The organism is Cellulomonas sp. EB106-03-03-XG116 (genome assembly GCF_058792015.1).
The window spans coordinates 25,797-41,237 of record NZ_JBYTEP010000026.1 but is presented as its reverse complement, the minus strand read 5'-3'; the positions used below and the strand labels follow the sequence as shown (position 1 = coordinate 41,237).

Below are 15,441 nucleotides of genomic sequence, written 5' to 3'. Positions count from 1 at the left end.
CGTGCGGGGCTCAGGTCACTTCTTGACGGTGACCTTCACCGGCGCGCTGGTGCTGCCGGCGACCACGTCGGGCCGCGACGGCACGAACACCGCCGTGTACTCGTGGGCGCCCACCGAGGCGGTGCGCGGCACGGAGCCGAGCGCGAGGCCGAGCACCACCGGCGAGCGGCCGATCACGCGGTCGCCCTCCCGGAACTCGACCGTGCCGGACGGGAACCAGGTGCCCTCGACCCGGACCTGCGAGACCAGCAGCGTCGGCAGCCAGGTCCCGTAGGACTGGCTGCTGCGGCTCGCCGACAGCGTGACCGAGGACTCCTTGAGCTGCGGCTCCGGCTCCTGCGCGGCCGCCACCGTGACGGGCAGCGTCACGACGGTGCCGCTCGGGGCGGCGACCAGGGTGAGCACGTGCTCGCCGGCCGTCGTCCCCGCCGGGACCGTCACCGCGACCTGCGCCGCGCCGTCGGTCACGGTCGCCGAGCCGATCGACGCGCCGTCGAGCTGCACGTCGAGCGAGGTGTTCAGCGGCGAGCCCAGGCTGGTCAGGTTGAGGCCCGTCACCGGGAAGGCCAGCTCGGTGCCCGCGGTGACCTCGTCGGGCAGGGCCGGCACGCCGACCGCCCGCTCGTCGAACTCGGGCGACAGGCCCGGGTGCGCCTCGAGGTAGGCGATCCACGCGTCCCGGTCGATCAGACCCGAGTCGGTGGTGCCGGAGCCCTCGGCGAGCACCCGGAAGTTGTCGCCGCCCTGCGCCAGGAAGGAGAACGTCCCGATGCGGTACTCCGCCGCCGGGTCGAGCGCCTCGCCGTCGACCGTCACCGAGGTGATCCGGCTCCCCAGCGGCTGCGACTCGTCGTAGGTGTACGTGACGTTGTCCGACAGGCCGAGCTGCAGGTACGGGCGGCTCGGGATCGTGCCGTCCGCGTTGGTCTGCCACTGCTGCTCGAGCATCGTGACGACCTGCTCGCCCGTCAGCGTCGTGGTCCAGAGGTTGTTCACGAACGGCAGGACCGCGTTGGCCTCGGCGTACGTGATGGTGCCGTCGGGCGCGTACAGCAGCTCCGCCCGCAGGCCGCCCGGGTTGACGACGCCGATCTGCGCGCCGCCCCGCTCGTCGGAGGACAGCGTCTCCAGCAGCGAGTCGGCGACCAGGTTGCCCAGCGTCGACTCCTTGGACCGGTCGTCGCGGGTGCCGCCCGTGTAGACCCCGCCCGTGTACGAGCCGCCGGCGTAGGCGGTCGTGATGTCCGCGGTCACCGAGCCCTTGGGCTGGTTGCCGACCACGGCCGCCTCGGCCAGCGCGGCGTCGACGATCGTCTTGACCTGGGCGACGCGCGGGTACTGCGCCACGAGGGCCGCGTCGAGCTGGGCCTGGGTCTGGCCCGCCGCCGGCGCGACGCGCTTGACGTTCTCACCGGTGAGCGCGGAGACCGCGTCGGAAGCCGGGTCGTACGTCAGCGTGACCTTGCCGATGTTCTCGCCGTACGAGCCGGTCTGGACGATCGGGCGGGTCCACTCCCCGGAGGCCTCGGGCTCAGCGGGCCCGTACCAGGCGTACTGCTTGTGGGTGTGGCCCGTGAAGATGACGTCCACGTCGCCCGAGGTCAGCGTGGCGATGTCCGAGAAGGCGCCGCCCGCGGCGATCTCCTCCTCCAGCGTCGCGCCGTCCGGCGTCCCCGCACCGGCGCCCTCGTGGTACTCGGCCACGACGACGTCGGCCTCGCCGTTGGCGTCGTCGCCGTCGGACAGCTGCGCGGCGACGCGGTTGACCGCCTCGACCGGGTCGCCGAAGTCCAGGTCGGTGATCCCGCCGGGGCTGACCAGCGTCGGCGTCTCCTGGGTGACGACGCCGATGACGCCGACCCGCACGCCGTCGACGTCGAGCACGGTGTACTCGTCGAGCGCCGGGTTCTCGGTGCCCTTGTCGTACACGTTCGCGCCGAGGTACGGCCACGCCGCGTTCGAGCCGTCGGCGATCACGCGGTCGACCAGGTCGGCGTAACCGCGGTCGAACTCGTGGTTGCCGACCGCCGACGCGGCCAGGTCGAGCGCGTTGAGCACGTCGATCGTCGGCTGGTCCTCGGCCACCGCGGAGGCGAACAGGGAGGCGCCGATGTTGTCGCCGGCGGACAGGAAGACCGCCGCGCCGCCGTCGGCCTCGGCCGCCGCCCGCTGCTGCTCGACCGTCCCGGCGAACGCGACGGTGTTGGCGTCGATCCGGCCGTGGAAGTCGTTGATGTTGAGCAGCGTGAGGTCGACGGGGCCGTCGGGGGTCGTGCCGGTGTCGCCGGCGGTCAGGCCGACCAGCACCGGGTCGTGGTCCGAGGACCGGTACGCGTCCGGCGCGTAGAACAGGCTGCCGTGCGCGTTGTAGCGGCTGTACTCCAGCGCCACCGACTCGCCCGCGTTGATGTTCCACACGTCCGCGCCGGTCGCCCGGCCCAGGGCCGCGTCGTTCAGCAGCACGTGGTCCAGCGAGCCGGACAGGCCCTGGTACGAGTAGGAGTACTCCCCCGCGTCGAGCGCCGTCGTCGCGTCGGTGTAGCCCGCCGCGTACAGCACCTGCAGCGGGTCCTCCTGGGTGTAGGAGTTGAAGTCGCCGAGCAGCGCGACCGCCTCGGCGTCGCCCTGCACCGTCGGCACCCAGTCGCGCAGCGCCTCGGCCTGGCGGACCCGGGACTCGTTGGACGCGCCCTGGCCGTCGCCGGTGTCGGCGTCGCCCGGCCACGGGCCGGCGGAGCCCTTCGACTTGAGGTGGTTCACGACGACGAACAGCTGCTCGCCACCCTCGGTCGGCACGAAGGCCTGGCCGATCGGCTCGCGCGCGTTGCCGAACGCCTGGTCGTCGCCGGACTGCGTGCCGAGCGCGCGGGCGTCGCCCACGGTCTCGACGGCGGCCGGGCGGTAGATCAGCGCGTTGGTGATCGAGTCCTGCTCGGACGCGTCCGGCAGCTCCTTCGAGGACGGGACGAACGCCCAGGTGCCCTCGCCGGCCGCGGCGTTGAGCGCGGCGGTCAGCGTGGAGAGCGCCTCGTCGGTCACGCCGTCGACGGCCGCGGAGTTCTCGATCTCCATGAGGCCGACGACGTCCGCGTCGAGCGCGTTGATCGCGGCGACGATCTTGTCCTGCTGGCGCTGCAGGTCGGCCTGGCTCCAGGCCCCGCGCTGCGCGCAGCCCTCGCGGACGGTCACCGGGGTGCCCGCGCGGTCGGTGTACGGCACGCAGGACGCGGTGTCCGCGCCGAGGGTGGTGAAGTAGTTGAGCACGTTGAACGACGCGACGGTGACGTCGGCCTCGCCCAGGCCCTCGGGCGCCGCGGTGCGGTCGTTCTCGAACGTCGCCGGGTAGCCGCCCGGGTTCGCCGCGTCGAGCGGCAGCGTGGGGCTGAGCTTCCACGCGCTGTTCCGGTAGTCGACGACCACCGGGGCGGTGAAGGTGGCCGCCGCGCCCACGCGCACCGGGTTCTCCAGCGACACGTACGGCGGGGTCAGGCCGGAGTTCGCGGCGGACAGGAAGTTGGTGCTCGCGCCGTCGTCGAGCACGACCCCGCGGGCCGCGTCGTCCGCGACGGCCGCGTCGTACTCCGGGGTGCCCGGGCGGGCGACCTCGGTCGGCTGGATCAGCGGCGTCGTCCCGGACGCCAGGCCGACCTCGCCGTACTGGTTGGTCGAGTAGGTGTTGGTCACCGTCAGGTCGCCCGACGGCAGGTAGAGCATCGACTCGAGCGTCTCGCGCGCGGCGTCGCCGGCCGGCCACGCGGCCGTCACGGGCTCGACCGGGGCCGGGGCGTCGCCCAGCCGGACCAGGCCGGCGGCGCTGCCGACCGTGATCTCCGTCAGACCCTGGTACTCGGACACCGCGCCGGTGACCTGGACGTGGTCGCCGATCGCGACCGAGCCCGCCGTGGCGCCCGAGAACACGAAGACCGCGTCCGAGGCCGTGCGGGCCGAGACGTCGGTGTCCCCGCCCGTGCCCGGCGTCTGGATGACGTAGCCGCGGTAGCCGCCGGTCGCGTAGACCGCGGTCACGACGCCGGACGTCGTGACCGTCTGGCCCGCGAGCGGCGACGCGTCGCCCGGGCCCTGGACCTCCGCGATGGTGTGGGTGTCCTCCGCCGCAGCCGCGGGGACCGCGGTCAGGGGTACCCCGACCATCGCCCCCACGGCGGCGAGGCTCGCCGCCCACCTGGTGCGTGTGCGTACAGCGCTCACCTTGATCTTCTCCGATCCCCCGGGGCGCTTCTGGCGCCCTCGTCAGCAGGCCGCATCACAGTCGTCACACAGCCGTCTGACAACGTATGGGCGGTATGTCCGGATACACAAGCACGAGCGAGGGACACGAAGGTTGCGATCGGGTGAACGCCGCGTCACCCGATCGCTCGAGGTCGAGGGTTTGCCGGTCGACGCCCCGGAGAAACCCTCGACCTCGGCGGAAACGCTCGACCTCGGCGGAGGCGCGGGCGCGGCGGCGCGGGCGCGGGGGGACGGCGACGGCCCCGGCCACGGGCGCCCTGGAGGGCGCGCGTGGCCGGGGCCGTCGGGGTGCTGCTACGCGCGGAGGGTGGCGCCGAAGCGGCGCTCGGCCTCCGCGACGACCGCGGCGCGCACGGCCGCGGTCTCGTCGGCCGTGAGCGTGCGGTCCGCGGCGCGCAGGCGCAGGGCGAACGCGAGCGACCGCTGGCCCTCGCCGACCTGCTCGCCGGTGTACACGTCGAACAGCCGCGCGCTCTCCAGCACGTCGCCCGCCGCGCTCGCCGCGGCACCGGTGCGGACCGCGTCCAGCACGTCGGCCACCGGCACGTCGGCCGGGACCACCAGCGCCACGTCCTCCTTGGCGACCGGGAACGTCGACACCTCGGTGGCGACGACCTCCTCGCGCGGGGCGGCGGCGAGCAGCACGTCCAGGTCGACCTCGAACGCGCTCGCCCGCGCCGGCAGCCCGAGGGCCGCGACCACGTTCGGGTGCAGCTCGCCGGCGTGGCCGACGAGGGCGCCGTCCGCGGTGGTGAACCGCGCGCAGCGCCCCGGGTGCCACGGCGCCCGCCCGGCGTCCGCCGCGACCGCGAGCTCGACGCCCAGGGTCTCGGCGAGCAGCCGCACGGCGTCGATCGCGTCGGTGTGGTCGGCGGCGCGGCCGGGCCCCCACCAGCCCGCGGGCTCCCGCAGGCCGGTGAGCACGCCGGCGACGTGCCGCGGCTGGTGCGGCACCGCCGCGCGGACGGCGTCGAGCACGTCGTCCGACGGCCGCTGCGCGATCGGCGGCACCGGGGCCGAGGCCGCGCCCGGGCGGGGCAGCGTGACCGCGCCGACCTCGAACACCGCGAGGTCGGTCGTCCCGCGGGCCACGTTCCGGCGGGCCGTGTCGAGGAGCGTCACCAGCAGCGACGCGCGCATCGACGGCCGCTCCTCCGACAGCGGGTTCGCCAGCCGGACCATGGTGCGCCGCTCGTCGTCGGCGGGCAGCGCGAGCGCGTCCAGCTGCGCCGTCCCGACGAACGGGTACGACAGCGTCTCGACCCAGCCCACGTCCGCCAGCACCTGCGCCACCCGGCGCCGGCGCCGCTGCGCGACGGTGAGGCCGAGGCCCACCGGCGAGCGCGGGACGACCGACGGGATCGCGTCGTAGCCGTGCAGCCGCGCGACCTCCTCGACCAGGTCGACGGGCTCGGTCAGGTCCGGGCGCCACGTCGGCACGGTCACGGAGACGACCGCGTCGGCGCCCGCCCCGACGACCTCGCCGACGGTGCAGCCGATCTCCCGCAGGTAGCGCGAGACGGCGGCGACGTCGAGGTCCAGGCCGATGAGCCGCGCCGGCAGCCCGACCGGCAGGTTCAGCACCGGCGGCGGCGTCGTGAGGTCGACGTCGGTCAGCACGGGGTCGGCCGTGCCGCCGCCGTGCTCGACCAGCAGCTCGACCACGCGGGCCGCGGCCACGCGGGGCAGCTGCGGGTCGACGCCGCGCTCGAACCGCTTGCTCGCCTCGCTCGGCAGCTTGTGCCGCCGGGCGGTGCGGGCGATCGAGACCGGGTCGAAGTGCGCGGCCTCGATCAGCAGGTCCGTGGTCGACTCGGACACCTCGGTCTCCGCGCCGCCCATGACGCCGGCGAGCCCGAGCACGCGGCCGGCGTCGGGGCCGTCGGTGATGAGCAGGTCCTCGGGGTCGAGGGCCCGGTCCGCGCCGTCGAGCGTCGTGAGCCGCTCCCCCGCCCGGGCGCGCCGGACGACGATCGGGCCGTCGAGCGTCGCCAGGTCGTAGGCGTGCAGCGGCTGCCCGAGGTCGAGCATCACGTAGTTGGTGACGTCGACGGCGAGCGAGATCGGCCGCATGCCGGCCTGGGTCAGGCGCTGCTGCATCCAGGTCGGCGACGGCTTGCTGGCCGCGACGCCCCGGACGACACGCGCGACGAACCGGTCCGCGCCGGCGACGCCGTGGATCGGCGCCTCGTCGCGGAGCTCGACGCCGAAGCCGCCCGTGGTGGCCAGTCCCTCGTCCGCGCCGGCGCGGGGCAGGCCGCGGTCGGTGAACGCCGCCCCGGTCGAGTGCGCGTACTCGCGGGCGACGCCGCGCATCGCGAAGCAGTACCCGCGGTCCGGCGTCACGTTGATCTCCAGGACCTCCTCGCCGAGCCCCAGCAGGGCGCGGGCGTCGGTCCCGGGGGCGGCCTCGATGCCCATCTCCGACAGCACGATGATGCCGTCGTGGTCGTCGCCGAGGCCGAGCTCCCGGGACGAGCAGATCATGCCGTCCGACACGTGGCCGTAGGTCTTGCGGCTGGCGATCGCGAACGGGCCGGGCAGCACGGTCCCGGGCAGCGCGACGACGACGTGGTCGCCCACGTCGAAGTTGTGCGCCCCGCACACGATGCCGCGCGGGGTGCGCGTGCCGTCCTCGGCCGTGCCGTTGTGGTCGCCGACGTCGACCTGGCACCAGTTGATCGTCTTGCCGTTCTTCTGCGGCTCGGGCACCCGCTCGACGACGCGGCCGACCACGAGCGGGCCGGACACGGCGGCCGGGTGCACGGCCTCCTCCTCGAGCCCGACGCGGACCAGGTCCGCCGCCAGCTGCTCGGCCGACAGGCCCTCGGGGAGCTCGACGTGCTCGGCGAGCCACGTCAGGGGGATGCGAGGCATCAGATCACCGCCCGGAACTGGGTGGAGAAGCGGACGTCGCCCTCCACCATGTCGTGCATGTCCGCGATCTCGTGACGCAGCATGAGCGTGCGCTCGATGCCCATCCCGAACGCGAAGCCGGAGTACACCTCGGGGTCGACGCCCGCCGCGCGCAGCACGTTGGGGTTGACCATCCCGCACCCGCCCCACTCGATCCAGCCGGGCCCGCCCTTCTTCTGCGGGAACCACAGGTCCATCTCGGCGCTGGGCTCGGTGAACGGGAAGTACGACGGCCGCAGCCGCGTGCGGGCGTCCGGGCCGAACATCGCCTTGGCGAAGTGGTCCAGCGTGCCCTTGAGGTGCGCCATCGTCAGGCCCTTGTCGACCGCGATGCCCTCGACCTGGTGGAACACCGGGGTGTGCGTCGCGTCGAGCTCGTCGGTGCGGAACACCCGGCCCGGGCACGCGACGTACAGCGGCACGCCGCGCTCCAGCAGGCTGCGGGCCTGCACCGGCGAGGTGTGCGTGCGCAGCACCAGGTGCGGGTCCGGCTCGCCCTCGGGCGCCGCGACGTAGAACGTGTCCTGCATCTGGCGCGCGGGGTGGTCCGGGCCGAAGTTCAGGGCATCGAAGTTGAACCACTCGGCCTCGACCTCGGGGCCCTCCGCGATCTCCCAGCCCATCGCGACGAACACGTCCGCGATGCGCTCCTGGAGCAGCTCCAGCGGGTGCCGCGCGCCGCGCGGGGTGCGGTCGGACGGGAGCGTGACGTCGACGGCCTCCTCGACGAGGACGCGCGCGTCGCGCTCCGCGGCGAGCACCTCCTCGCGGGCCGCGATCGCGGAGTTCAGCCGGCCGCGGGCCTGGCCGAGCGCCTTGCCGGCGACGGCCTTGTCCGCCGGGGCCAGGCCGCCGATCGCGCGGTTGGCGAGCGCCAGCGGGCTGCGCTCGCCGGTGTGCGCGAGCCGCGCGGACTTGAGGGCGTCGAGGTCGCCGGCCGCCGCGACGGCCGCCAGGGCGTCGTCGAGGGCGCGGCCGACGGCGTCGGCGTCGAGCGGGTTCAGGGGTGTGTCGGGCGTGGTCATCCGAGCCTTCTCTGCGGGTGGAGCGGCGGGCCGGCGTGCGTCAGGCGCGCGGGGCGCGCGCGACGGGCCGACCGACGGGCGAGTCTAGTGGCGCCCGCTCCGGGGCCTCGGGACCGTCCGCGCCGTGGCGCCGGACGGGACCTGGTGCCGCGCCTCTCAGCGCCGCGGCCCGGGAACGGGCCCGGGAAATCGGCGGCCGAGGCTGCGGGCGGAGGTCATGCCCGCCATCGTGCCACAGGGGCCGGGGCGCTGCGGGGCGGTTTCCGGGGCGCTGGGGACGCCGTCGGGGTGGGGCGGCCGGGGGCGCGGCGCTCGGGGGCGCGCGGCGGTCGCGGCTCAGGACGCCGAGCGCGCGGTCGCGCCCAGGGGCCAGGCGCCGAGCTGCCGGTACAGCGGCCCGCCGGCGCGGCCCTCCCCGGGGAGCGACTCCGCCAGGACCAGCTCCGTCACCGGCCACCGCGGCCCACGGTAGACGGCGAGCGCGTGCACCAGGAGGTCGCCCGGGTCCGGGGCCCGCGACGCGCGGTCCCGGCGCCGGTTCGCGCCGCGCTGCGGGGCCACCCGGCCGAGCGTGACGTGCGGGCGGGACCGGACGCGGTCGTCCTGGCGCGCCCCGACGGCGTCACCGGCGTCCCGGCACCCGGCGACCAGGTCCTGCACGGCCGCGACGTCCCCGCCCACGCCGGCCCAGAGCGTGCGGTGCGCGAACACGCCGGCGCCGGTGAGCTCCAGGTCGAACGGCAGCCCGTCCGCCGCCACCCCGGCGAGGTGCTCCGCGAGCAGCTCCGCGCGCCCCTCGCCGACCTCGCCGTAGAACGCCAGCGTCACGTGCCAGTTCTCGGCGGGCGTCCAGCGCACGCCGTCGGGCGACCGGCCGGGAGCGGTCTCGGCGTCGACGCCGACGGCGGTGACGAGCGAGGCGGCCAGGTGCCGGCGCACCTCGGGGGTGGGCCACAGGGCGGCGAAGACGCGCATCGGCCCAGCATGCCGTGCGGCGGGGCCGGGTGGATGGGCAGGTAGGTGGGCCGATCGGCCGAGTGGAAGATCTTGCCGGACACACCGGGGGTGTGTCCGGCAAGACCGTCCACTCCCGGGTGCACGTGGCGCACGCGGCGGCCGGTCAGCGGTGGGCGCGGGACGAGGCGTAGAGGCAGACCGCCGCGGCGGTGCCGAGGTTGAGGGACTCGGCGCGCCCGCGCAGCGGCACCCGCACGACGGCGTCCGCGCGGTCGCGGTCCTCCGGCGGCAGGCCCCAGGCCTCGTTGCCGAACAGCCACGCCGTCGCGGCGCGGAGGTCGGCGGGACCGGCGGCGTCGGCCCCCGGGGACGACTCGGCCGCGGCGCCCGCCACCGCGGCGGCGTCCTGCAGGTCGTCCAGGTCGAGGTCGCCCGAGCCGTCCGCCGCCAGCACGGCGAGACCCGCCGCGCGCAGCGCGTCGACCGCGTCCGCGACCGACACCCCCGACACGACGGGCAGGTGGAACAGCGAGCCGGCCGTCGAGCGCACGACCTTCGGGTTCGTCGTCTCGACGCTGTCCCCCGCCACGACGACCGCGTCCGCGCCCGCCGCGTCCGCGACCCGGATGACCGTGCCCGCGTTCCCGGGGTCGCGCACCTGCGCCAGCACCGCGACCAGGCGGGGCCGTGCGGCGAGCACGGCGGCGAGCGCGTCGGCACCCAGCGGCCCGACGGGCACCCCGTCCCGCGCGGTGGCACGGGCGGCCTCGGGCAGGTCGGCGACGGCGAGCACGCCCTGCGCGTCCGGCGACATCGCGTCGAGCACGGCCGGGTCCCCGAGGTGCACGTGCAGGCCGGCCGCCTCCGCGTCGGCGACGATCTCGGCGTACCGGTCCGCGGCCTCCGCGGTGAGGTAGACGTCCCGGACGGTGCGCGGCGCCCACCGCATGACCTCGCGCACGGCCTGGGGGCCCTCGACGGCGTACCGCCCGGCGCGGCGACGCCCGGACCGGGTGGCGAGCGCCCGCACGGCCTTGACGCGGTCGGCGTGCGGGTTGGTCATCGGGGGACGTGCGGCGGCGGGGCCGTCGGGTGCGGTGCGGGACACGGCCCCATCCTCCCGCACCGGGCGCCCGGGGAGGATCCGGCCGGCGCCAGCCGCGCCCGAGCGCGGCAGGTCCACCGGGTGCGGCGTCGAGTCCGAGCGCGGCAGGTCGCGCCGAGCGCGGCAGATCCAGCCGAACGCGGTGACTCCCGCGACCGCGCTCGGCGGGAGGTACCGCGCTCGGCGGGAGGTACCGCGCTCGGCGGGAGGTACTGCGCCCGCCGAGCCCGCAGCCGCCCTGCGGTCGCCCGCCCCCGGACGCGCAGGACCCCCGGGGCCTGTCGGCTCCCGGGGGTCCTGAGCGGTGCGTGCGCGCGGTCAGGCGGCGCGCGTCGCGGTGACGTCGAGCGTCAGGCGGCGGCCTTCGGCGCGTTCACGTCGGCCGGCAGCGCGTCCTTGGCGACCTGCACCAGGGCGTTGAACGCCGCGACGTCGGTGACGGCCAGGTCGGCCAGCACGCGACGGTCGACCTCGACACCAGCGGCCTTGAGGCCCTGGATGAGGCGGTTGTAGGTCAGGCCCTGCTCGCGCGCAGCCGCGTTGATCCGCTGGATCCACAGCTTGCGGAAGTCGCCCTTGCGCGCCTTGCGGTCGCGGTAGGCGTAGACCAGGGAGTGGGTGACCTGCTCCTTGGCCTTGCGGTACAGACGCGACCGCTGACCGCGGTAGCCGGAGGCCCGCTCGAGGGTCGCCCGGCGCTTCTTCTGGGCGTTGACCGCCCGCTTCACGCGTGCCACGTGATGCTCCTTGCTTCGTTATCGGGTCGGCTGCGGACCGCGGCGCTCGCGCGCCGACGGGTCACTTGCCGAGCAGCTTCTTGATCTTGGGGGCGTCGGCCGCGGAGACGACCTGGTCCGAGGCGAGGCGACGCGTGCGACGGCTCGACTTGTGCTCGAACAGGTGACGCGCGTTGGCCTGCTCGCGCATGACCTTGCCGCTCCCGGTGATCCGGAAGCGCTTCTTCGCACCGGAGTGCGTCTTGTTCTTCGGCATGGCTGCCGTCTCTCCTTGTCGTCGCATCGCGCCGGGGCGCGACTCGTCCGTCCGGTCCCGGTGGGGTCCGAGCGTGTCGGTGCAGGTCAGGCGTTCCCGGTGCCGCCGGACGACTGGCCGCGGGGGGCCGGTCGCGCCGACGGGCGCGGGGTCGGTGCCGGGCGCGGGGTGGGCCGCGGGGCCGGCGCCGCCGTCGACCCGGCCGAGGAGCCGGGGGTCGGGCGGGGGGTCGAGGTCGGCCGCGAGGCCGGCTTCGGGGCGGTGGCGGGCTTCGGCGCGGCGGCCGGCCGGGGAGCGGCCGCGGGCCGCGGGGCCGACGCCGGCCTCGGCGCGGTCTGCGGACGCGGTGCGGCGGCCGGAGCCGGAGCAGCGGCCGGAGCCGGAGCGGCGGCGGCGGGAGCCGGGGCAGGCTCCGGGGCGGGCTCGGCGGCCGGGGCCGGGGCAGCGGCCGGAGCCGGGGCGGCAGCAGCCGGAGCGGCGGCCTCGACCGGCGCGTCCGTCTCCGCCTCCTCGACCTCGGGGGCCTCGGGACGCGGCTCGCGCTGGGCGCGGGCCCGACGCTGCTCGTTCTTCTGCTCGGCCTTCTTCTTGGTCGGGCCGAGCACCATGATCATGTTGCGGCCGTCCTGCTTCGGCATGCTCTCGATGAAGCCGAGCTCCTCGACGTCCGCAGCCAGGCGCTGCAGCAGGCGCACGCCCATCTCCGGGCGCGACTGCTCGCGACCGCGGAACATGATCATGACCTTGACCTTGTCGCCGGCCGCCAGGAACCGCTCGACGTGGCCCTTCTTGGTGCCGTAGTCGTGCGGGTCGATCTTGAGCCGGAAGCGGATCTCCTTGAGAACCGTGTTGCTCTGGTTCCGCCGGGCCTCGCGGGCCTTCATGTCTGCTTCGTACTTGAACTTGCCGTAGTCCATGATCTTGCAGACGGGCGGGCGGGCGTCCGGCGCGACCTCCACGAGGTCGAGGTCGGCGTCCTGGGCCAGGCGCAGCGCGTCCTCCACGCGGACGATTCCGACCTGCTCGCCGTTCGGGCCGACCAGGCGGACCTCGGCGACGCGGATCCGATCGTTGATGCGGGGCTCGCTGATGTGGTGCTCCTCGAAGTCGAAGTGGGTGACCTCCGAGAACGAGGAAGGCCCTCGCACCCGGGCACAGGTGGAGGGCCGACACGATCCACGGCACCCGTCGGGACGGTGCGCCGTCGGGCCACGCTCCCCGCGAGGGGCTCGTGACCTGGACCGAAACCTGGACCCTGCTGCCGGCGGACCGGGCGGTCGGGACTCAGGTGGGAGTGGCCTCCACTTGTGCACCCGGACCGCCGGTCGCCCCGCGGTGAAGCGGTGGCGCACGTCAGCCCAGGCCAGTCGTGAATGACTCTACCAGAACACCCGGGGACCCTTGCCTGTTCCCCGCGTCACCCCACGGACCCGCCCCCGACGTGACACTCCGTCAGATCCCTGCTTGAACAGTTCCAGAAAACGTGTCAGGGTGGCGCCATGCCCGTCGACCAGCACGTACCCGCCGCACCCGGCGTCGCGTCGACCGCCGGCCACCCGCACCCCGCGGGCCGCACCGCCGACCGCTCGACCGATCCCGCGGAGCTGCTCCGCGCCCGCGGTCTGCGCGTCACCGCCCCGCGGCTCGCCGTGCTCGGCGCCGTGGCGGACCTCCCGCACGCCGACGCCGAGGCCGTGCTCCGACGGGCCCGGGAGGCGCTGCCGACGGTCTCGGTGCAGGCGGTCTACGACGTCCTGCACGCGCTGACCGACGTCGGCATCCTGCGGCGCATCGAGCCGGCCGGGCACCCGGCCCGGTACGAGCGCCGCGTGGGCGACAACCACCACCACGTGGTGTGCCGCTCCTGCGGCGCGGTCGACGACGTCGACTGCGTCATCGGCGAGGCGCCCTGCCTCGTCCCGAGCTCGACGTCCGGCTTCACCGTCGAGACCGCCGAGGTCACCTTCTGGGGCCAGTGCCCCGACTGCCGCAGCCGCGCGACCGACTGACCGCAGCCCCGGGGCGAGCAGCCGCCCCGGCCCGACTCCCCGCACCACCGACCACCCACGACTCCCGGTCGGGCGACCCTGCCCGACCGGTGCCCGGCGCGCCCTCGACCGGCCTGCCGACGACCCGGAAGGACACTCCCGTGACCCAGGTCCACCCGACGACCACCAACTCCGGCGCCCCCGTGGCGTCCGACGCGCACTCGCAGTCCGTCGGCGCCGACGGCCCGATCGTCCTGCACGACCACTACCTGGTCGAGAAGCTGGCGCAGTTCAACCGCGAGCGGGTCCCGGAGCGCGTCGTGCACGCCAAGGGCGGCGGCGCCTTCGGCACGTTCACCACCACGGGCGACGTCAGCCGGTACACCCGCGCGGCGCTGTTCCAGCCGGGCGTCGAGACCGAGATGCTGGCGCGGTTCTCCTCCGTCGCCGGCGAGCACGGCTCCCCCGACACCTGGCGCGACCCCCGCGGCTTCGCGCTGAAGTTCTACACGTCCGAGGGCAACTACGACCTCGTCGGCAACAACACCCCGGTGTTCTTCCTGCGCGACGGCATCAAGTTCCCCGACTTCATCCGCTCGCAGAAGCGCCTGCCCGGCTCGAACCTCCGCGACAACGACATGCAGTGGGACTTCTGGTCGCTGTCCCCCGAGTCGGCGCACCAGGTCACCTGGCTGATGGGCGACCGCGGCCTGCCGCGCTCCTGGCGGACGATGGACGGCTTCGGCTCGCACACCTACCAGTGGATCAACGCGGCCGGCGAGCGGTTCTGGGTCAAGTACCACTTCAAGTCCCAGCAGGGCATCGACAACCTGACCGCCGACGAGGCCGCGCAGCTCGCCGGCTCGGACGCCGACCACCACATCCGCGACCTGTTCGAGCACATCGCCGACGGCGAGTTCCCGCGCTGGACGCTGTCGGTGCAGGTCATGCCGTACGAGGACGCGAAGGCCTACCGGTTCAACCCGTTCGACCTCACCAAGGTCTGGCCGCACGCGGACTACCCGCTGATCGAGGTCGGCGTGATGGAGCTCAACCGCAACCCGGAGAACTACTTCGCGCAGATCGAGCAGGCGACGTTCGCGCCGAGCAACTTCGTCCCGGGCATCGCGACCAGCCCGGACAAGATGCTGCTCGCGCGGATCTTCTCCTACGCGGACGCCCACCGGTACCGCGTCGGCACCAACCACGCGCAGCTCCCGGTGAACGCACCGAAGTCCGAGGTGCACTCGTACTCGAAGGACGGCGCGGCGCGCTACCACTTCAACGCGCCCGAGGTCCCGGTCTACGCGCCGAACTCGGTCGGCGGCCCGGCGGCCGACCCGGCCCGCGCCGCGGAGTCGGCCGGGTGGGAGGCGGACGGCGAGCTCGTGCGCAGCGCCGCGACCCTGCACCCCGAGGACGACGACTGGGGCCAGGCCGGCACGCTGTACCGCGAGGTGTTCGACGACGCCGCGCGCGCCCGGTTCCTCGAGACCATCACCGGCCACGTCGGTGCGGTGAAGAGCGACGTCATCCGCGCCCGGGCGATCCAGTACTGGACCAACGTCGACGCCGGCCTCGGCGCCGCGCTGGCCGCCGCGCTGCAGGGCACGGCGCCGGTCGAGAACGGCGAGCCCGCCACCGCGAGCACGCCCGTCGCCTGACCCCCCACGGGGCGGCCGGTCCCCCAGCCGGCCGCCCCGACCCCGCAGCACCGACGACGGGCGCGGCCGGCACTCGCTCCGGCCGCGCCCGTCGTCGTCCGCGGGGCGCGCGACCCGGACGATGAGAGGATCGGCGGCATGAGCGAGACCCCGGACCCCACGACCGCCACCCGCGACATCGCCGACGTGGCGGCGGTCGAGGTCATCACCACCGCCGCCGTGCACCTGATGAGCGCCGCCGCCGTCAAGTGCGGCCTGTCCCCCGACACCGACGAGCACGCCGGCCGCGACTACCTGGACCTCGACGAGGCCCGGAAGCTCATCACCGCGCTCGCCGCGCTGGTGACGGCCTCGGCGCCGGACATCGGCAACCAGCACGCGCGCTCGCTGCGCGACGGGCTCCGCTCGCTGCAGCTGGCGTTCCGCGAGGCCAGCCCGTTCCCGGACGCCCCGGGCGAGGGCCCGGGCGAGAAGTTCACCGGCTACGTGTCCTGACGCCCCCGCGCGGCCGACCCGCCGAGTCTCCGATCCGTGCCTGTGGA

11 protein-coding genes are annotated in these 15,441 nt (G+C 75.1%); 3 read left to right on the top strand and 8 right to left on the bottom strand.

Going from position 1 to position 15,441, the window contains the following annotated elements; genetic code table 11:
• Nucleotides 1–15: 15 nt before the first annotated feature.
• The 8 genes from AC3WUG_RS11325 to infC form a co-directional block, all read right to left on the bottom strand.
• A complete protein-coding gene (locus AC3WUG_RS11325; protein WP_492327746.1) occupies nt 16–4,152 on the bottom strand; it encodes an ExeM/NucH family extracellular endonuclease in 4,137 nt (1,378 codons plus the stop codon).
• A gap of 393 nt (nt 4,153–4,545) precedes the next feature.
• Nucleotides 4,546–7,128: a phenylalanine--tRNA ligase subunit beta gene (gene pheT / locus AC3WUG_RS11320; RefSeq protein ID WP_492327745.1), complete on the bottom strand. Its 2,583-nt coding sequence runs from the start codon at nt 7,126–7,128 to the stop codon at nt 4,546–4,548.
• Nucleotides 7,128–8,192, bottom strand: a complete 1,065-nt coding sequence (pheS, locus tag AC3WUG_RS11315) for a phenylalanine--tRNA ligase subunit alpha (RefSeq protein ID WP_492327744.1) — start codon at nt 8,190–8,192, stop codon at nt 7,128–7,130. The genes pheT and pheS overlap by 1 nt, the downstream gene beginning before the upstream one ends.
• 336 nt (nt 8,193–8,528) lie before the next feature.
• Nucleotides 8,529–9,167, bottom strand: a complete 639-nt coding sequence (gene thpR / locus AC3WUG_RS11310) for an RNA 2',3'-cyclic phosphodiesterase (RefSeq protein ID WP_492327743.1) — start codon at nt 9,165–9,167, stop codon at nt 8,529–8,531.
• Between the two features lie 145 nt (nt 9,168–9,312).
• On the bottom strand, nt 9,313–10,212 hold the full coding sequence (locus AC3WUG_RS11305) for a TrmH family RNA methyltransferase (RefSeq protein ID WP_492327760.1): 900 nt from the start codon (nt 10,210–10,212) through the stop codon (nt 9,313–9,315).
• A 392-nt stretch (nt 10,213–10,604) separates the two neighbouring features.
• The gene (gene rplT / locus AC3WUG_RS11300) at nt 10,605–10,991 is read right to left on the bottom strand and encodes a 50S ribosomal protein L20 (RefSeq protein ID WP_147793760.1); all 387 of its coding nucleotides are present in this window, start codon (nt 10,989–10,991) and stop codon (nt 10,605–10,607) included.
• A 61-nt stretch (nt 10,992–11,052) separates the two neighbouring features.
• Nucleotides 11,053–11,247, bottom strand: a complete 195-nt coding sequence (gene rpmI / locus AC3WUG_RS11295) for a 50S ribosomal protein L35 (protein ID WP_147793761.1) — start codon at nt 11,245–11,247, stop codon at nt 11,053–11,055.
• An 86-nt stretch (nt 11,248–11,333) separates the two neighbouring features.
• Nucleotides 11,334–12,395, bottom strand: a complete 1,062-nt coding sequence (infC, locus tag AC3WUG_RS11290; protein ID WP_492327742.1) for a translation initiation factor IF-3 — start codon at nt 12,393–12,395, stop codon at nt 11,334–11,336.
• Between the two features lie 351 nt (nt 12,396–12,746).
• Here infC and AC3WUG_RS11285 point away from each other — a divergent pair, with 351 nt between their 5' ends.
• The 3 genes from AC3WUG_RS11285 (at nt 12,747) to AC3WUG_RS11275 (ending at nt 15,394) form a co-directional block, all read left to right on the top strand.
• Nucleotides 12,747–13,256 (top strand): Fur family transcriptional regulator, encoded by a 510-nt coding sequence (locus AC3WUG_RS11285; RefSeq protein WP_492327741.1) that lies wholly within the window; start codon nt 12,747–12,749, stop codon nt 13,254–13,256.
• A gap of 140 nt (nt 13,257–13,396) precedes the next feature.
• Nucleotides 13,397–14,899 (top strand): catalase, encoded by a 1,503-nt coding sequence (locus tag AC3WUG_RS11280; RefSeq protein WP_492327740.1) that lies wholly within the window; start codon nt 13,397–13,399, stop codon nt 14,897–14,899.
• Nucleotides 14,900–15,037: 138 nt separating this feature from the next.
• The gene (locus AC3WUG_RS11275) at nt 15,038–15,394 is read left to right on the top strand and encodes a DUF1844 domain-containing protein (protein WP_147793764.1); all 357 of its coding nucleotides are present in this window, start codon (nt 15,038–15,040) and stop codon (nt 15,392–15,394) included.
• Nucleotides 15,395–15,441: the final 47 nt, after the last annotated feature.